13 protein-coding genes are annotated in these 18,075 nt (G+C 61.9%); 9 read left to right on the top strand and 4 right to left on the bottom strand.

What is annotated here, in order from left to right; translation table 11 throughout:
- Positions 1 to 61 precede the first annotated feature (61 nt).
- On the top strand, positions 62 to 1,000 hold the full coding sequence (locus H6678_03905; GenBank protein ID MCB9472939.1) for an ROK family protein: 939 nt from the start codon (positions 62 to 64) through the stop codon (positions 998 to 1,000).
- Positions 1,000 to 2,013: an esterase gene (locus tag H6678_03900; protein ID MCB9472938.1), complete on the top strand. Its 1,014-nt coding sequence runs from the start codon at positions 1,000 to 1,002 to the stop codon at positions 2,011 to 2,013. The genes H6678_03905 and H6678_03900 overlap by 1 nt, the downstream gene beginning before the upstream one ends.
- Here the strand turns inward: H6678_03900 and glgA are convergent.
- Positions 2,008 to 3,483, bottom strand: a complete 1,476-nt coding sequence (gene glgA, locus H6678_03895) for a glycogen synthase GlgA (GenBank protein MCB9472937.1) — start codon at positions 3,481 to 3,483, stop codon at positions 2,008 to 2,010. The two genes, H6678_03900 and glgA, sit on opposite strands and share 6 nt — an antisense overlap.
- On the bottom strand, positions 3,476 to 4,507 hold the full coding sequence (galT, locus tag H6678_03890) for a galactose-1-phosphate uridylyltransferase (protein MCB9472936.1): 1,032 nt from the start codon (positions 4,505 to 4,507) through the stop codon (positions 3,476 to 3,478). Before galT ends, glgA begins: the two co-directional genes overlap by 8 nt.
- A gap of 160 nt (positions 4,508 to 4,667) precedes the next feature.
- On the opposite strand from galT, the gene H6678_03885 reads away from it, so the two are divergent.
- The 4 genes from H6678_03885 (at position 4,668) to pta (ending at position 7,975) form a co-directional block, all read left to right on the top strand.
- Complete coding sequence (locus H6678_03885) at positions 4,668 to 5,012, top strand: STAS domain-containing protein (protein ID MCB9472935.1); 345 nt, start codon at positions 4,668 to 4,670, stop codon at positions 5,010 to 5,012.
- Between the two features lie 83 nt (positions 5,013 to 5,095).
- Complete coding sequence (locus H6678_03880) at positions 5,096 to 6,475, top strand: SpoIIE family protein phosphatase (protein ID MCB9472934.1); 1,380 nt, start codon at positions 5,096 to 5,098, stop codon at positions 6,473 to 6,475.
- Positions 6,476 to 6,497: 22 nt separating this feature from the next.
- Positions 6,498 to 6,992: a pantetheine-phosphate adenylyltransferase gene (coaD, locus tag H6678_03875; GenBank protein ID MCB9472933.1), complete on the top strand. Its 495-nt coding sequence runs from the start codon at positions 6,498 to 6,500 to the stop codon at positions 6,990 to 6,992.
- Positions 6,989 to 7,975 (top strand): phosphate acetyltransferase, encoded by a 987-nt coding sequence (gene pta, locus H6678_03870; protein MCB9472932.1) that lies wholly within the window; start codon positions 6,989 to 6,991, stop codon positions 7,973 to 7,975. The genes coaD and pta overlap by 4 nt, the downstream gene beginning before the upstream one ends.
- 760 nt (positions 7,976 to 8,735) lie before the next feature.
- Here the strand turns inward: pta and H6678_03865 are convergent.
- Positions 8,736 to 9,566 (bottom strand): hypothetical protein, encoded by an 831-nt coding sequence (locus tag H6678_03865; GenBank protein MCB9472931.1) that lies wholly within the window; start codon positions 9,564 to 9,566, stop codon positions 8,736 to 8,738.
- On the opposite strand from H6678_03865, the gene H6678_03860 reads away from it, so the two are divergent.
- The 3 genes from H6678_03860 to polA all read left to right on the top strand — a co-directional run bounded on the left by H6678_03860 (position 9,565) and on the right by polA (position 15,033).
- Positions 9,565 to 10,764: an Mrp/NBP35 family ATP-binding protein gene (locus H6678_03860; GenBank protein ID MCB9472930.1), complete on the top strand. Its 1,200-nt coding sequence runs from the start codon at positions 9,565 to 9,567 to the stop codon at positions 10,762 to 10,764. The two genes, H6678_03865 and H6678_03860, sit on opposite strands and share 2 nt — an antisense overlap.
- 168 nt (positions 10,765 to 10,932) lie before the next feature.
- Positions 10,933 to 11,970, top strand: a complete 1,038-nt coding sequence (locus tag H6678_03855; GenBank protein MCB9472929.1) for a hypothetical protein — start codon at positions 10,933 to 10,935, stop codon at positions 11,968 to 11,970.
- Between the two features lie 303 nt (positions 11,971 to 12,273).
- Positions 12,274 to 15,033, top strand: a complete 2,760-nt coding sequence (gene polA, locus H6678_03850; GenBank protein MCB9472928.1) for a DNA polymerase I — start codon at positions 12,274 to 12,276, stop codon at positions 15,031 to 15,033.
- A 623-nt stretch (positions 15,034 to 15,656) separates the two neighbouring features.
- Here the strand turns inward: polA and H6678_03845 are convergent.
- Positions 15,657 to 17,372: a T9SS type A sorting domain-containing protein gene (locus H6678_03845; protein ID MCB9472927.1), complete on the bottom strand. Its 1,716-nt coding sequence runs from the start codon at positions 17,370 to 17,372 to the stop codon at positions 15,657 to 15,659.
- Positions 17,373 to 18,075 lie beyond the last annotated feature (703 nt).

The following is an 18,075-nucleotide window of genomic DNA, read 5'->3' as shown; positions in this document are numbered from 1 at the left end:
CAGGACTACATTGGCGGGGACTTGATCACGCAGTGCGTCGCAATCGGGACAGGATGGCACCATGGATCGTTCGATCGGCATCGACATCGGGGGCAGCAACGTACGCGTGGCCGTCTACGACCGTGAGGGCAAGGAACAATTCTACCGGATCGAACCCGTGGCCGGCAGTACCCCCGACGCGCTTGTTTCCCAGATCGACGGCATGCTGGCCCTTTGCAACACGCATGCCGGCAAGGCGCTTCCCATAGGAGTGGCGATTCCGGCTCCCGTGAATCCACAGGATGGCACACACGGTCTGGTCTTCAACGTGCCCGCCCTCAACCAGATGGATCTCTGCACCGAACTACGCCGCCGCCATGCCGTGCGTGTGGTGGCCGACAACGATGCCAACGCGGCCGCGCTGGCGCAGGTGCGATACGGCCCCCGTCGGGGTGTGCGCAATCTGGTCTACGTGACCGTGAGCACGTCGATTGGTGCCGGCATCATCTGCTCGGGAAATCTGGTGCACGGTGCCGTCGGTGGGGCAGGAGAATTCGGACACATCAGCGTGGCCATGGACGCCGAGCTCTGCTACGAATGCAAGCACAACCATGGCTGTCTGACAACCTTCGCCAGCGGCACCGGGCTGGCCTGGCGTGCCGAGCAGCTGCGCCGGACCGGCATGCTGCCCGCTGACTCACGGCTCAACCGGAAGGGCATTGGAGCAGCGGACGTGGCACAAGCCGCCGAAGCCGGCGATCCCCATGCCGGCCAGTTGCTCGACCAGGCCGCGCGCGCACTGGGGACCGCCGTACTGACTCTGGTGCATACGCTCAATCCCGAGGTGATCGCCTTCGGAGGATCGGTGATCCAGAAGATCGAGCCTCTCTGGGAAGGCCTTCAGCGGATCACGCACGCAGGTTGCATGCCCCAGATGGCCGACAGTTTCAAGTTGGTGCGCGTTCCTGAAGGGGACCGCGAATGTGTGCTGGGCGCCGCAGCCCTGGTCTGGGAGGCCTGATGCTGTACAATCGCCGCCTCAAGGGCAGCCTGGTGGTCGAGGAGATCCGCAGCCAGGTCCTGCAGGGCAATCCACTGGGAGACTCCACCCTTCGCCAGGTGCCGGTCTATCTGCCTCCCGGGTATCACAAGCGCAGCCGGAAGTTTCCCGTGATCTATGTCCTGGCGGGACTGTTCGGCTCGCCCGAGGGCTGGCTGGACTTCCGTGCCTTCTCGGAGAACGTGTTCCAGCTGGCGGACCGGCTGATCGCCGAAGGACTGCCGCCCTTCGTGCTGGTCTGTCCCGATGGCTTCACACGCTATGGCGGCAGCCAGTACCTGAATTCCACGGGTACCGGGCGCTACATGGATCACATCATCCAGGAACTGGTTCCCATGATCGACGAGTCCTACTCGGTGGACGCCCGGCGCGAGGCCCGCGCCCTGGTGGGACGCTCCTCAGGAGGATTCGGTGCCCTGCGCCTTGCCATGGCCCACCCGGATCTCTTCGCCCACGCGCTCTCCGGCTCGGGCGATCTGTATTTTCGCGCGTCCTGCATTGGCGAGATCGCGCAGATTCCCTCGCTGCTGAAGGCGGCCGGTGGGCTCGAGGCCTTCCTCGCCGCGCTTCCCGGTCTGCGCCGCCTGGATGCTCAGGCGGCCACCCTGCTGAATGTGATCGCCCTTTCCAGCTGCTATTCCCCGGATCCTGAAGGTCCGCATGGATTCCGTCTGCCCGTGGATCCCGAGTCCGGTGAGCTGCGCCCCGAGGTGCTGGATCTCTGGGCAGCCCAGGATCCAGCGGAGCGTCTTGGAGAAGACGGCGAAGCCCTGCGCAGCCTGCAGACTCTGTATGTGGAGGCGGGAAACCGGGATGAGTATCACGCGGATCTGGGGGCACGGGTCTTCGCGCACCGGTGCCGTCAGGCTGGAATTCCGGTGATCCACCAGGAATACGACGGTGGGCATTCGGGAGGCGGCTGGCGTTACGAGGTCATGTTCCGGTTGTTGGCCGAACGCTTTGCGGCGCTATGAGACCAGCTCGCGGAACACGCGCAGATACTCGCTCGCGCTGTTGCGCCAGCTGAAGTCCTGCTTCATGCCATTGCGCTGGAGGCGACGCCAGACTTTGGGCTTTTTCCAGGCGGCCAGCGCCAGGTCCACCGCCTCGAGCAGTTCGGCTGCATTGTAATTGTAGAAGTGAAAGCCGGTGGCCTTGTCGGCGTTCTCGAGAAAATCGATCACCGTATTCTTCAACCCACCCGTGTGACGCACGATCGGCAGGGTGCCGTAGGTCATCGAGTACATCTGGTTCAGCCCGCAGGGTTCGTAAAGGCTGGGCATCAGGAACATGTCGGCGCCCCCTTCGACCAGATGCGCCAGGGGCTCCGAATAGGCGATGCGCACGCCCAGCCGTCCAGGATTGGCCCTGGCCGAATCCAGCAGGAACTGTTCGAAGACCTTCTCGCCACTTCCCAGCACCACCATCTTCAGGTCGCGGCTGAGGATGCGATCCAGACAGCCCGCCAGAATCTTGATGCCCTTCTGGTCGGTCAGGCGTGAGACAATGCCGATCACGGGGCCGGGAAACTCTGGGTCCAGTCCGAACTCGCGCAGCAGTTCCACGCGGTTGCGCGACTTGCGATCCAGTTTCTGGGCCGTGAAGGGATAGGGCAGCCAGCGGTCTTCACCCGGATTCCAGACTTGGGTATCGATGCCGTTGAGCACGCCGTGCAGACGGTCGCGATGCTGGCGCAGCACACCGTCCAGTCCGCAGCCCTGCTCGCTGCCGAGGATTTCCTCGGCGTACCCCGGCGAGACGGTGATGATGCGGTCGCTCATGCTGATGCCCGCCTTCAGGCAGTTCAGCTTGCCATAGAACTCGAAGGGACCCATGGGGAAGAGCAGATCACGGGAGAGGCCCAGCTTGTCAATGGCTTCCGCGGGAAACACCCCCTGGTAGCCCAGGTTGTGCAGACCCAGCACCAGCTTGATCTGCTGCAGGCCCGGATGCTGACGGTAGCGGATGCGGATCAGGGCCGGCAGCATGCTGGTGTGCCAGTCGGACAGCACCAGCACATCGGGCTCGACCACTCCTTCCAGCAGCAGTTGCACGATGGCGAGCTGAAAGAAGAAGAAACGCTCGTCGTTGTCGTGCCAGCCCTCGCCCGTGGCGAGATCGGTGTACACGCTGTCACGCTCGAAGTAGTACTGGTTCTCGAGAAACAGCACTCGCACCCTCCCACCGTGTGGCACACACGTGTACACCGAGGTGGGGAAGGTGTTTCCGAGGAACGGCACGGTGATCCGGGTCAGCGGCTTCAGGCCGGCTGCTTCGCGATCGATGTTGCCGTACAGCGGCAGCACCAGGGTCACGTCCTGGTCCAGGTCGGCCAGCGCGGCGGGCAGTGCGCCCATCACGTCACCCAGCCCGCCCGATTTGACCCACGGCGTGGCTTCGGAAGCGGCGAAGAGAAGCGAGAGCGGTCGGTTCCGGTCAGACATTGACTTTCGCCCGGCGCAGGTTGTCGGCCGCCATTTCGGGCGGTGTGGGGTTGATGTAGAAGCCCGAACCCCATTCGAAGCCGGCGGTCTTGGTCAGCCGCGGCAGCACTTCCACATGCCAGTGCCAGTCAAAAGCCAGCGTATCCCAGTAGTTCGCCCGTCGCCGTGCGTGTGTGGGATTGGGCGATGTGTGGAAGAGATAATTGAACGGCGGATCGTTCACCGCCATGCGCAGCTTGGCCAGAACCACCTGCATGGTGTGGGCCAGATCACGCACGATGTGGTCGGGGGCCACGCTGTAGTCGTGGGCGTGCGTGCGTGGCAGCACGATGACTTCATAGGGAAAGCGTGAGGCGTAGGGACACAGGGCCACGAAATGGTCGCTCATGTATACCAGGCGTTCTCCGTGCGAGAGTTCCTCGTCCATGATGTCGCAGAAGATGCAGCGTTCCTTGTGGTGGAAGTGTTCGCGTGCGCTGTCCAGCTCCAGCGATACCGTCTTGGGCGTCACGGGTGTGGCAATGATCTGGGTGTGCGGGTGGGCGATGCTCGCGCCCGCGTCGCTGCCATGATTCTTGAAGATCATCACGTACTTGAAGCGTGGGTCTTTCATCAGATCGGCCAGTCGCAGGCGATAGACTTCGAAGATGCTGGCGACCTGGTCCAGAGGCATGTCCGCCATGTGCTGCACGTGGTTGGTGCTTTCGATGACCACCTCGTGCGCGCCGATGCCATTCATTCGGTCATAGATCCCGTCGGCCCGCCGGTCGCCGGTGCCTTCGATCTGCAGGGCCGGAAACTTGTTGGGAATGACGCGCAGCGTCCAGCTTGAATCATTGGAGATGCCACTGCTGCGGTGTGCCAGGATCTCCGGAGGCGTGAGCGCTTCGTTGCCCGTGCAGAAGGGGCAGATCTGGGTGCCGGGCAGGGTCAGTTCCTTGTCGAACCAGGTGCGTCGGTTCTGGCGCTCGGTGGCGATGATGACCCAGCGTTTCTGTATCGGGTCCAGGCGAAGTTCGGGCATGAAGTCTCCCATGTGATCAGGTTCGGGCGGCCGGAGCCGGCGAGTGTCAGCTCAGTCGCGGGCGGAATCTAGCAATTTCGGCCACCGGCGGGCTTCGATTGACACTTGCTGGGTCCAATGATATGTTCAAACCCACTCAGTAGTCACCAAGGAGCCGGCCATGACGATCACCGAAGAGACCGCGAACGATGTCAGCATTCTCACCATCAAGGGAAACATCATGGGCGGGCCTGACGCTGAAGTGTTCTACAACAAGGTCAAATCCCTGATCGATGCCAACCAGCGCAAGATCGTCCTTGATCTCAGCGGGGTCAAGTTGATGAACTCGTCCGGGCTGGGCATTCTGATCAAGAGCCTGAAGCCGGTCAAGGAGAGCGGTGGCGACTTTCACCTGGCCAACATCTCCGAAAAGATCGACAGCCTGTTCATGATCACCAAGCTTTACACAGTCTTCAGCACCTTCGATACGGTCGCTGATGCCACCAAGGCCTTCCAGGGCAAGTAGTTCCGCACAGCGGGACGGGCATTCCGGAGCACAAGATCCCGACTTCGTTCAATTCGCGCGAGATTCGTGATCGGATCGCGCGTTTGCAGGAAACTCTGCATCGCCTGGGCTCGGCTGGCCCGGGCGATTTTTCCTCTCCCGCTGACCAGCCTTCCTCCGATTCCTGGCATGAGTTCGCCGCATTGCTGGACGAGCTGGTTCCCGCTTCCGAGCTGGATCGCAGCCAGCGGGAAAATGCACTGCTGCGTGAAATCGGCCAGCGTCTGGGTCTGGACCTGGATACAGAACGCCTCTCCCACCTGATCATGGATACCCTCGGGGAACTGATTCCCTATGATGCGGCCGGCCTGTACCTGGTGCAGAACGAGCGCATCAACTGGGAAACCCTGCGCGGGTACGAGATGCAGAATCTGCAGCTGGTACGTTCCAAGCTGGACAAGGGCATCATGGGCTGGGTGGGCCACAACCGGAAGTCCGTGGTGGTGGAGGACGTGCGCAAGGATCCGCGGTACTTCAACGCGCGCGCCTCGACCCGCAGTGAACTGGTGGTTCCCATTCTGCTCGAAAACGAGCTGCTGGGCTTCTTCAACCTCGAATCCGATCGACTGGCCAGTTACGACGAGGAAGCGCGCCACCTGCTGGAAGTATTCGCCAGTCAGGTCGCCCTTGCGGTGGAGCGCGCGCGCCTGCACGGTGATCGCCTGGAAAATCGCCGCGTCGAGCGCGAGCTGGAACTGGCGCGCAGCATCCAGCAGGATCACTTTCCCCACCACGATTTCGTCGCGACCGATCTGGAGATCGCCGGCACCAGTCTTTCCTGCGAAGCCGTGGGTGGCGACTATTACGACCATTTCGCCCTCGATGAGCGACGCCAGGCCGTGGTCATCGCCGATGTCACGGGCAAGGGCATTCCCGCGTCGCTGATCATGACCAGCGTGCATGCCGGTTTCCGGATCCTGATCGCCGAGGGCAAGAGCCTGCCGATGATTGCCGCCCAGCTGAACAACTACATCTGCAGTGTCACCGAGCCGGATGTGTTCGTCACCATGTTCTTCGGAGTCTACGAACGCGACACCCAGCGATTCCGCTATGTCAATGCCGGGCACAACCCACCGGTGGTGCGTCACCCGGACGGTGGCGTGGACCATCTGATCAGCGGCGGCATCGTGCTGGGCGCATTCGAGGACATCGGCTACGAGCAGGGGTCCTTCGCGCTCCGTGCCGGCGATTCGGTCCTGTTCTACACCGATGGGCTCAGTGAGGCCCAGAATGACCAGGGCCAGGAATACGGACTTGAGAATGTCCGGCAGAGTTTCGTCACACACGGCGGGGTGGAACCACCGCGCACGCTGATGGGGCTGCTCAACGACCTGCAGCACTTCGTGGGCGCAGGTGAAGTGGGGCCTGCCACCGGCGACGACCTCACCATCATGGTGCTGCGTGTTCCACCGCAGCCGAGCTGACATCGCAGACGGGAGCAAGCTCATGCGTCATGCCATCTACCCGGGCACCTTCGACCCAATCACTCTGGGGCACCTGGACATCATCCAGCGCAGCTGCCGCCTCTTCGACCGGGTCACCATCCTGCTGGCCGTGAATTCGCGCAAGACTCCGCTGCTCTCGCTGGAGGAACGCGAGAACGTGATCCGGGAATGCGTGAGTCATCTGCCCGAAGTGGTCGTGGACCGTTTCGAGGGTCTGCTGGTGGACTACGCCCAGGCGCACGGCGCCAGTGTCATGATCCGTGGCCTGCGTGCGGTGAGTGACTATGATTACGAAGCCCAGCTGGCGCTGCTGAACCGCCGCATGGCGCCGGAAATCGACACGGTGTTCCTGCTGGCCAGCGAACAGCATGTCTTCGTGAACTCATCCATCGTGCGGGAACTCTATCTCTACGGAACCGAATACCAGCGCTTCGTGCCCAGGCCTGTGATCCAGGTCCTGGAAGCCCGTCGCGAGCTGGGGGAGAAGCGGAAATGAACATCGTGCGAAGCTTGCAGGAGCGCGCCGCACTGCTCAAGGGACACGTGGTGCTGCCGGAGGGCGAAGACCCGCGTACGGTCGAAGCCGCACGCCTGCTCAAGGAAAAGGGGATCTGCCGGGTCAGCCTGATTGGCTCACGGCCACGTGTGGAGGCTCTGGCCCGCGAGGCGGGATTGGCGCTTCAGTCCCGTGATCTGCTGGACCCGGCGGAGTCGGAGTGGAGCGATCGCTATGCCCACGAACTGTTCCAGTTGCGCAAGGCCAAGGGACTGAGCCTGGCCCAGGCAGCCATTCAGGTTCGCCAGGAACTGTACTTCGCCGCATTCATGCTCAAGGAAGGGCGCTGCGATGCCAGTGTGGGCGGTGCGGTGAACACCACCGGGGATGTGATCCGTGCGGGCATCCAGGTCCTGGGAATGGCGCCGGGGACTTCGGTGGTCTCGTCCACCTTTCTGATGGTGCTGCCCGATGGCAGGGTCTTCACCTATGCCGACTGTGGCATCGTGCCCGATCCGGACGCCCGCCAGCTGGCATCCATCGCGATCAGTTCGGCGGCCACCCACGAAGCCCTCACCGGCGCACAGCCCCGGGTGGCCATGCTCAGCTTCTCGACACACGGCAGCGCCGCCCATCCCCGGGTGGACAAGGTGCGCGAGGCGCTGGCGCTGGCGCGCAAGGCGGCGCCTGACCTGTGCATTGATGGTGAGTTGCAGGTGGATGCCGCCATCGTGCCCGCCGTGGCCAATCGCAAGGCACCCGGCAGTCCCCTGGCGGGAAACGCCAACGTGCTGATCTTTCCGGATCTCGATTCGGGCAACATCGCCTACAAGCTGACCCAGCGTCTGGGCGGTGCCGAAGCCTTCGGCCCTCTGGTCCAGGGTCTGGCCAGGCCCTTCATGGATCTGTCGCGCGGGTGCACGGCCGAGGACATCGTCAATGTGGCCTGCATCGCCCTGCTGATGGGGCAGACCGGCAACTGAACCAGCCCAGCAGAAACTCAGAAGAGGCGGCGCCGGACAGAATGGCGCCGCCTTTCTCACATGGGCTCAGCACGCCCGGGATTCTCAACCAATCACCAGGACCGTGATCAGAAGCAGGATGAAGACCGGCGATCCGACCATCAGGTCAAGGTGTTGCCTGTAGTGACGGCGCCGGGTGCCTGCAGGACGTTTTCGTCGGAACATGGCTCCTCCGGATTTTGACAACTGTGTCGCAAAACGGATGCCAGTCGAAATGAATTGATTATCAAGGACTTGCGATCTGAGGATGTGGTTCAAATGCTCCAGGATGGAGCCTGAAGGATGGGTTTGGGCATTTCAACCACCTGCCGGCGAGCTGCCGGCAGGACGAATCCGGATCAGACGACCCGGATGAGAAGCAGCAGAAGCAACAGAAACAACGGGCTGGACATCAGTACTTCCGCCGGAAGTGACAGAAGACGGTTGCGCTGACCGGAGTTCTTCCAGTTGATTTTCAACATGGCACGATCCCTTCTTCCCACGCTGCAATGCAGGTAAGTGAGTTCAGTTTGTGGAGATTTCGGGAAAGCATCAGAGGGCACCCCTGATACTGCGACGCACACCAAGGCAAGACGCGTACCAGTTTGCCAGGATTGGGTGTCCATGGGTTCAAGTACTACAAAATCAATGAATTGGATTCTGGAGAGTTTCGAGTGCTGTTCTGCTTCTGATGGCAGGGCTGTTGAACATCGGGCGCTCGTGTACAGGAGCCGACGTCCTCTCAGCGCGTTCCATGTTGTCCGCGCTTCCAGCGCCGGTACAGTCCTGGCCAACACTCACGAATCCAGGCGCACCAACGTTCGTATTCAGGCCATTCGGCTTCGGCTTCGCGAAATCGGCGGTGGTGATGCACGAGTCGTGAGCCCTGACGTTCGGAACCCAGAACCGCGTGCAGGTACTCGTGATGGATCAGGCTGTCCAGGGCCCAGTCCGGCGTTCGCGCATCATTGAGTGCCTGATGCAACTGGATGCAGTGGCTGGTATCCTGATAGCGCCCAAGTATCCGTCCAGTGGAGAAGGTTTTCCAGATGATGCTGGGCATGCCCGTGTGAGGCATCCCCCGCCCCGAGCGCGCGGCCACATCCTCCAGACGCAGACTCAGCCAGGGATCGGACGTGACAGGTTCCGCGGGGCGCGGTCCCGGGTGTTGTCCGTTGTGCACCCAGCGCAGTTGGCCTTCCTTGAGCAGTCGACGCATTTCCAGAGAAACCGGAAGCTTGCGGATGCGGCGCAGCAGGATTCGCCCCAGCAGCAGGGCGGTATCCGGGTCAGAATCCAGCAGGCTGCGTGCCAGGCAGAGAGACCAGTGAGGCTCGGGCTCCTGTCGATGGCGCAGACTGCCCATGGTGCTGCGGTTGGCCCGGCTGACCAGTTTCACCGGCAGAGCGGGCAGACGCTGGCGCCCCGCTGCCGCATAGAGTCGGTCTTCCTCGCTCAGGCGAATCGCCAGCGAGGCCTGCAATCGCTCACGGGTTTCCGGAGAAGCGGCCAGCGAGTCCAGTTCCGGAAGCAGGCTGAGTTGGTGTGAGTCATGGGAAGGCGTCCGGGGCATGGGCTCCTGCCGAGTCGGGGTGGCTTGTCTGTGTCTCACCGGCTTGCTAAGATGCGACGCCCGCCAGTGCGCGGGCATCTTCCGGAAGAGCGCCCCGGGCGTTTCCCGCGGCGGGCAGCAAATTGAAAACGTCACACGGCAGAAGGATACGAATCCCATGGCGCTCAGCAAAGATCAGGTAATGCAGGCATTGGGCAAGGTGTCCTACCCGGGCCTGAGTCGGGACATCGTCTCCTTTGGAATGGTCAAGGGCGTGGAGCTGCTGCCCGAGGCCATCGTGGTCTCGCTGGTGGTCAGCTCGTCTGACCCCACCATCGGGCAAAAACTGGAGCATGGAGTCCGAGAAGGACTTCAGCAGCTTTCCCCGGGACGGATCGACGTGAACGTCGAGCTGCGCGCAGCCAGTGGCCCAGCCGCGGGCGGGCATGGCACGGCCCAGGCCATGTTGATGGGAAACGCTCGTCACGTCATCGCCGTGGCATCGGGCAAGGGCGGGGTGGGCAAGTCCGCCGTGTCCTCGAACCTTGCCGTGGCCTTCGCACGCCAGGGGCTGCGCACGGGCATTCTCGACGCGGACATCTATGGTCCTTCCATCCAGTTGATCCTGGGTGATCACCAGCAGCCGGTCGTCCGGGATGACAAGATCATTCCCATTGTGCGCCATGGGGTCTCGATGATGTCGATCGGCTTTCTGGTTGACGAAGACAACGCGATGATCTGGCGCGGTCCCATGGTGATGAATGCTCTGGTCCAGCTGATGAGCGATGTGGCCTGGCCCGAGCTGGATGTGCTGGTGGTGGACATGCCGCCCGGAACCGGTGACGTTCAGCTGACCATGAGCCAGCGCGTGGCCCTCTCCGGTGCGGTCGTCGTGACCACGCCCCAGGAAGTGGCCCTCATCGATGCCCGCAAGGCCATCAACATGTTCGGCAAGGTCAACGTGCCCATCCTGGGCATCATCGAGAACATGAGCTGGTTCATTCCTGAAGGCAGTGCCCAGAAGCAGTACATCTTCGGCAATGGCGGCGGACGGCGCGAAGCCGAACGCCAGGGCGTGGACCTCCTGGCCGAGATCCCCCTGGACCAACGGATCCGTCAGTGCTGCGACGCAGGCACGCCCGTGGTCCTTGAAGAACCCGGCTATGGTGAGATATTCGATCAGATCGTCAGCCAGCTGCGGGCACGCCTTCAGCTTTGAGGCCGGGGCCCCGGTTCCGCGCCCTGTTCGCGGAGATCCTGCACCAACCGGACCCGGCAGCCACTTGGACCCTTCCCGGCAATCTCGGCCAAGGACTTTTCCTTGATTGCTGAACAGGGTGTTTCTACTTTGAGACCCTTCGCTTCGTCCCGAATCAAGGAGTACCAGATGGCCCGCTTCGTGCCGTTGTGCGCTTCCGCCATCCTCTTGGCTGGTCTGGCAGGTGCCGCGCAATCCGCCGGTTTCATGGATGGCGTCACCCTGCGCTTCAATACCGGTCTGAACCACCTGTCCGGGTTTGACGGGATGAACAGCTACATCAAATCCCTCAACACCTACTACGGCCCCAACGGGTTCTTTCCCTTCGACGTTGCCGCTGGCGGCAGCTTCGGAAATGGTGTGGGCAACGATCCCTTCGGCGGCTGGCGTCCCCAGTTCGTGATGGACGATTTCCGCAATGACACGACCTTCGGCTTCACCCTTGAAAAGGTCGTCCGCCAGACCGAGTACACCAAACTGCATGCGGGGCTCGAGTACTTCAGTGGCAACGCGGACACCGGCAACAACTTCGACTTCGAAGTCCAGGGCAACATCAGTGGCTCCATCGTGGCATCCGAGCGCATCGAGCTCTCCGGCTTCATGGGCACCCTGCGCTACAGCCTGCGTGACCTTGCCATGCCGCTGTCCGGTTATGTGGGTGTCGGGCTTGGCATGGCCAGCCTGAATTCACACGGCTACGAAGGATTCTTCCAGAACAATCTTGCCACCGGCAATTTCATCGAGTTTCACCGAATCAAGGCCGATCACGACGGAACCACGTTCTCCGGTCGTCTCTTCGTCGGGCTCGAGCGCAGCATGGGCCCCATGTCCCTGATGGCTGACTTCGGTTACAACCTGATGAACTTCAAGGAGTTGGACGGGAAGACCACCCTCAGCATGGCGCAGCTGAATCCCACCGGTGCCAACTACGAAACCCTGCGCGAGGTCGCCATCCTCGGCGCGCCCTCCGATGTGCGCTACGACTTGCTGCCCCTGATTCGCATGGTGGGCAATTCGACCCGCATTTCTCCGCTGATGTTCGAGAACAGTCTGGACTTCGCGGACTATGCGGATCTGTGGGAAAACCAGCCGATCGCTCCTCCCAAGGCGATCGAATACGACTTTTCCGGTGGCTTCTTCAAGCTGGGTGTCGGTTACAACTTCTGACCACCCGGCGCAGTCGCCGACAGCGATTGGAATCTCCGGAGTGGATCCCGGGGATTGCATGTGTAGAAAAGGGGCCCCCACAAGGGCCTCTTTTCTTTGGCAGAGTTCGAGGTGCTTTCAGCTGGCGCAAGTTCGACACTTTCCGTGGACCGCAGCCGCGGTCAAGCCAGTCCGGAATGCCGAAGTCCATAGCACATGTTACTCGATTCCGTCCTGGATCCACGGCCGCTCCTGCGTGGCATGCCACGCGATCGAGATCCGTGCCACACCATGTTCTGATTCACCCCCAGCTTTGGAATATCCATGAAGCGGCTTTTTCTGATTGACCTGATGTCCCAGTTCTTCCGTTCCCACATGGCATTGGACCGCAATCCGATGACGACAGGAGACGGCCTGGTGGTCAGTGGCATCCACGGGGTACTGCGAGCTCTGTTGCGCATTCAGCAGATCGAGGAGCCGGACGCGATCGTGATCTGCACGGATACGGCACAACCCACGTTCAGGCATGAGCTGTTTCCTGAATACAAGGGACATCGGCCACCCATGCCCGAAGCGATGTCGGCCCAGATCCCCATTCTCTACGAAATGCTTGAACTGGCAGGCATGAAGCCGCTGGCTCTGCCGGGCTACGAGGCCGACGATCTGCTGGCCACATTGGCGCTGCGGGCTCGCGATGCCGGGTGGGAGGTCTTCATCGTGTCATCGGACAAGGACCTGATGCAGATGGTTGGCGAGAACCTCTACCTGTACAGAACGGGCAATCGGGGCGAGGTGAACCTGGTGGGTCCCGAAGGGGTACGCGAGAAGTTCAAGGTGGAGCCCGCGCAGGTGATCGATGTGCTGGCGCTGATGGGAGATGCCTCGGACAACGTGCCCGGTGTGCCCGGAATTGGCGAGAAGACCGCCTCGAGTCTGATCAGCACCTATGGAAACCTGGATGCGGTCTACGAGAACCTGGAGGACCTGGGCAAGAAGGCCATCCGGCGTTATCTGGAAGAGAATCGCGAGGCGGCCTATCTCTCGCGCCAGCTGGTCACCATCGATGCCCGGGTTCCAGTGGACTTCTCCCTCGAGTCGGCTGGCCTGCCACGCTGGGACGCGCCCGGCCTCTCGGACATTTTGATGCGTCTCAGCTTTCGCGGCATGATGGAGGACCTGTCCCGCCTCAAGAAGGCGCCGACGGCACCGGACGGTGACGCGGCACCGGCCGCCACTCGCGACTATCATCTGGTTCCGGATCGGGCCGCCTTCGCGGCTTTCCTGGACCGGCTGATTGAAGCCACGGCGCCGGGTCCCGCGCAGAAGCTGTGCTCCTTCGATACCGAAACCACGGGTCTGGACTCGCTGGATTGCGAACTGGTCGGCTTCTCCTTTTCGTGGCAACCGGGCGAAGCCTGGTATGTGCCCGCGCGTTTTTCCGCCGCCGAGTCCATTCAGACCGGCCTTTTCGAACCGGACGCGAATCCCGATCTGGACTGGATCGTCGAGCGTCTGCGCCCCTGGTTCGAGGATGCCGCCCGCCCCAAGTGCGGGCAGAACTGCAAGTATGACATCAATGTGCTCTCGCAGCTGGGCATCGTGGTACGCGGAGTCGTCTTTGACACCATGCTGGCCAGTTTCGTGCTCAAGCCCTCGGGGCGCCAGCACAATCTGGACGCTCTGGCCCTGCACTACTTGAATGTGCGCAAGATTCCCACCAGCGAACTGATCGGGAGTGGCCGCAAGCAGATCAGCATGCGCGAAGTCCCGCTGGAGAAGATCAGCGAGTACGCCTGTGAAGATGCCGACACCACGCTGCAACTGGTGGCATTGCTCGAGAAGGAACTGCGTGAGGCGGGACTCGAGGAACTCTTCCGCACCATCGACATGCCCACCATGGACCTGCTCTGCCGTGTGGAACAAGCGGGAGTCTGCATTGATTCTTCCGCTCTGGCCGTGATGTCCGGCGAGCTGGCGGAGAGCATCACGGAACTTGAACATCGGATACACGAAATGGCTGGAGAGAGTTTCAACTTGAACTCACCCAGTCAGTTGGCACACATTCTGTTCGAGAAGTTCAGACTGAAACCGGGCAAGAAGACTCAATCCGGATTCAGCACCGATGTGCGTGAACTGGAGCGCCTGGCCAAGGAGGATCCGCTGCCGCGCGAAATCCTCAACTACCGCCAATTGGCCAAGCTCAAGAGTACCTATGTGGACTCGCTGCCCAGGTTGGTCAATCGCCGGACAGGCAGAATCCACACCAGTTTCAACCAGACCATCGCGGCCACGGGGCGACTGAGCAGCACGGATCCAAATCTTCAGAACATTCCCATCCGCACCGAGCTGGGCAAGCGCCTGCGCGGAGCCTTCGTCTCGGGGCATGCCGACCGTGTGCTGATCGATGCGGATTATTCTCAGATCGAACTGCGCGTGCTGGCTCACATTTCCGGCGACGAGGAATTGACACGCTCCTATCGCAACGGCGAGGACATTCACTGTCGCACGGCCGCGGCGATCTTCTCGGTGTCACCGGATGCGGTGGATGAAGAACAGCGCCGGATGGCGAAGGTGGTCAACTTCGGTGTGATCTACGGAATGGGAGCCTACGCCCTCGCGGGCAACCTGGAGATTCCCATGAAGGAGGCCGCGGGCTTCATCGAACAGTACTTCGAGCTCTACCACGGCGTCCGGTCCTGGGTTGATCGCACACTCGAGGAAACCCGCAGACTGGGATACGTGAGCAACCTGTTCGGCCGCCGCCGCTACTTGCCCGAGATCACCTCCGACAATCGGGTGCTGCGCGAGAATACCGAGCGGATCGCGATGAACACACCCATTCAGGGCAGTGCCGCCGACCTGATCAAACTGGCCATGATCCGACTGGACCAGCGGATCCGTACCGAACTGCCCGACCTGCGGATGATTTCCCAGGTGCATGACGAACTGCTCTTCGAGGCCCCGCGGGAAAAGGCGGTGGAGTACACCGCCATCGTCAAGCAGGAAATGGAATCCGCCATTGCCCTGAACGTGCCCTTGGTGGCCGAAGCCAACTGGGGCGATTCCTGGCGCGAGGCACATTGATTCGCGGCCACTTGGCGTGAGCGCCAAGTGGCCCACCCACGGAGCCAGGCATCCTGCCCGGCCCGGAGCCACCCACGGAGCCAGGCATCCTGCCCGGCCCGGAGCCACCCAAGGCGCCAGGCATCCTGCCCGGCCCGGAGCCACCCGCGTAGCTACCCACGGAGCCACCCGCGGAGCTACCTGCGGAGCTACCCACGGATCCACCCACGGAGCTACCCACGGAGCTACCCACGAAGTTACCCACGGAGCCACCCAAGGAGCCACCCAGGGAGCCACCCACGGAGCCAGGCATCCTGCCCGGCCCAGAGCCACCCAGCGAGCCAGGCATCCTGCCCGGCCCGGAGCCACCCGAAGACTCAAGACGAACCTTGCCGGAGACTGAACGCCCGGTGATCCACTGGGACCACCGGGCGATCTTGACAGGACAGCTGAATCAGGCAGACACCGGGTCCGGGGCCGCTACCCCTTCCCGATGCGGCCACAATAAGAGGTATTCGCATCCCCCATGAATTGCCCCGAGGCACTGGCAAGGTGTGAGCCCAGACACAGGCGCCCCTTGCTGGAATACCCGGCAGGAACCAGCAGAGCCCGGCATTCGATTGAAGTCCATGGGTGGAAAGGCATCATTTCATCAAGAGAATCCGACGGGTCTGCAGGCTGCTGCGGGTTTCCAGCCTCAGCAGATAAACACCCGACGCCAGGCCGGTCCCGTCGAACTGAGATTGCTGGAATCCGGCTTCGCAGGGGCCATCGAGCAAGCTGCGCACCAGCTGGCCAGCCATGTTGTACACAGACAGGCGAACGGGCCCAGCTTCCAGAGTGTGGAAGCCGATGGAGGTCGTCGGGTTGAAAGGATTGGGCCAGGCCTCCAGAAGGGTGAACTCCGCGGGGTCTTCGATTCTGTGACTCACAGCCACGCCGTCATCGAATCCGCTGAGCTGCAGGTCGTCCACGTACCAGCCTTCAAGCTGGGTGCCGTCGTCCGAGCCGAAATGAAAGGCGAAGCGGACGACCTGATCGGTGTAGTCGCCCAGATCAAAACTGGCGGGTTGCCAGTCAAAGAGCCCACTGTAACACGGAGTGCCACCCGTGAAGGGGTGGGTCGCGGGATTTCCGCCCCCCGTGAGCCAACGGAACACCTTGTTGTATCCTTCGATGGGTTCCAGCTGGATCCAGCTTGCTCCGTCATCCAGGCTGATTTCCACGACACCCCCATCGTAGGCCGAATCCGGTGATGCGCCGGAGATTTCCGCATCCATCCGATGCATGAAGCTCAAGCGGGTCCAGTTCTGGAGCAGGATGGGCGGAGTGATCAGGCGAGCATCCGCGTGAGCCGCGTACTCCCCGATGTCGCTGTCACCGCATTTCCATGCGTGCGTGGGTGACATGCTGTCTTCGGTGCTCAGGTGCCAGTCGTTGAGCCAGTCGCCCACGGTGGGCATCTGCCAATCGACCACATCCCCTTCACCATCCGCAGCCCAGAAGGGCAGGCGCTGCCCGATGTCCAGTAGGATTTGGTCGCTGCCCTGGAACTCCGCGCTGGTGATCTGCAGGGCCAGGTCCGCCGTGCTGATGGCCGGACAATCGGGAGAAATCTGGAGCTGGAAAGGGAAGTCCGCACTGGCGGATTGCCCGGGCAGCAGATCGGGGAAGGTGCTGATCCCATTGAGCACCGTGATCCATTCGAAGTCGGTGGACACGGCCAGTTCCACGGAGCTGGCCGACCCGGCACCCACGTTTTCGAGGCTGGCGGTCAGAACAAGTGTTTCACCGGGCTCCGCGATGCCGTCTCCGTCGTCATCGCCGGAGAACTGCCAGTCCAGCAGAACCAGTTCGGGCAGCGCGGCCACTTCTTCGTCGGCGATCAGGGTCAATGCGGTTGTCTGACCGTTGGTGTTGCTGCCCTGATAGGCGGCAACATACAGGCGCACCGTGCCGGTGCCCGCTGCGGGAGCCGTCCATGAGAAACTGGCCGTATTCTGGCTGTTGGACGAGAGATGCACGCCGTTCGTCTCACCGCTGACACTGTACGTGGCGGTCGCGGTGCCTGCCGTGATCTGCCCGGCATTCGTGGTTCCCGTACCGACCCGGCAGGAGCCGTTGAAATTGCGGATGCTGTTGCCGGCACTGTGTCCCAGCGTGATGGTGTAGGATTGCCCGGGAGTATAGGTCAGCGGGAAACCATCCAGAGTGACGGTTCCACTGCTGTTGCCATGGCAGGACACCGCACAGGTCTGGCGTCCGGGAGCATGTGAGTAGCCGGTATAGCTGGAACGAGCGAAGAGGGGAATGCTGAAGCCCGTCAGCAGGATCAACCCGAGAAGCAGTTTCGGGGTCATTGTGAGCCTTTCAAGTCGAAGAGTGGAGGGTCGGGAGGCTGGACGGCTCTGCCCGATCGGGCAAGACCAATCCAGCGCCGACTATCTACTGCTCCGCCGGTTGCGGGCGCTTGATCTTGCTCAGAAAACAAGGGCGAGAGAAAAGGGGCAGGCTCCCCCCCCAGGGGCCTGCCCCAACAATCCTTCAACCTGCGCCAGGCGCTGGCGGAAGGTTCTTCAGCACGCTGAAGAGTTCCCCCTTGGTTCGGAATCGAATTCCGCGGAATCTTTTGCGCGGCCCAATAGTGGCAGAGAGCCCGGCCTTGAAAGGTGTCCAGAACCACAGTCGGATGTGACGGCCATCACACTGTTGCCTGCGGACGGTGGCCCGGACCTGCCCGCTTCGAGAGGGTCTGGTCTTGAATGGTATGGATCCATCCGGCGCGCCTGTCTGCCATTTCGGGGGGGGGCCATCCGAGGCTCTCCCCGGGACGTCGTGCCGGGGTGCCGATCCGCTCCCGCGCCGGAACTCATTGTGACAAAAATAACAGAGTTTGCTTTTCTCTTGATATCGCCAGAAATGGCGCCACGAAATTTGTGTTTCACGAAAAAAGGATTATACTCCGGGCCGTCCGGAAATGGCGGCGCTCGAAGCCTTGCCTGACGGCCCTGGGTCTTTGTCAAAGTATTTCAACCCAGTGTTCTGGACAGTTGAAGGATACCT

The sequence above is a fragment of the Candidatus Delongbacteria bacterium genome (assembly GCA_020634015.1).
In the GTDB taxonomy this organism is placed as follows: Bacteria; CAIWAD01; CAIWAD01; order CAIWAD01; family CAIWAD01; genus JACKCN01.
The sequence above is the reverse complement of the archived record's forward strand: the minus strand, read 5'-3'. Positions and strand labels throughout refer to the sequence as shown.

What these genes read in the sequence shown, in the direction of transcription:
- galT (MCB9472936.1), bottom strand. Translation starts at nt 4,507, where the DNA reads ATGCCCGAACTTCGCCTGGACCCGATACAGAAACGCTGGGTCATCATC.
- H6678_03900 (MCB9472938.1), top strand. Translation starts at nt 1,000, where the DNA reads ATGCTGTACAATCGCCGCCTCAAGGGCAGCCTGGTGGTCGAGGAGATC.
- H6678_03905 (MCB9472939.1), top strand. Translation starts at nt 62, where the DNA reads ATGGATCGTTCGATCGGCATCGACATCGGGGGCAGCAACGTACGCGTG.
- coaD (MCB9472933.1), top strand. Translation starts at nt 6,498, where the DNA reads ATGCGTCATGCCATCTACCCGGGCACCTTCGACCCAATCACTCTGGGG.
- glgA (MCB9472937.1), bottom strand. Translation starts at nt 3,483, where the DNA reads ATGTCTGACCGGAACCGACCGCTCTCGCTTCTCTTCGCCGCTTCCGAA.
- H6678_03855 (MCB9472929.1), top strand. Translation starts at nt 10,933, where the DNA reads ATGGCCCGCTTCGTGCCGTTGTGCGCTTCCGCCATCCTCTTGGCTGGT.
- H6678_03860 (MCB9472930.1), top strand. Translation starts at nt 9,565, where the DNA reads ATGGGCTCCTGCCGAGTCGGGGTGGCTTGTCTGTGTCTCACCGGCTTG.
- H6678_03845 (MCB9472927.1), bottom strand. Translation starts at nt 17,372, where the DNA reads ATGACCCCGAAACTGCTTCTCGGGTTGATCCTGCTGACGGGCTTCAGC.
- H6678_03865 (MCB9472931.1), bottom strand. Translation starts at nt 9,566, where the DNA reads ATGCCCCGGACGCCTTCCCATGACTCACACCAACTCAGCCTGCTTCCG.
- polA (MCB9472928.1), top strand. Translation starts at nt 12,274, where the DNA reads ATGAAGCGGCTTTTTCTGATTGACCTGATGTCCCAGTTCTTCCGTTCC.
- pta (MCB9472932.1), top strand. Translation starts at nt 6,989, where the DNA reads ATGAACATCGTGCGAAGCTTGCAGGAGCGCGCCGCACTGCTCAAGGGA.
- H6678_03885 (MCB9472935.1), top strand. Translation starts at nt 4,668, where the DNA reads ATGACGATCACCGAAGAGACCGCGAACGATGTCAGCATTCTCACCATC.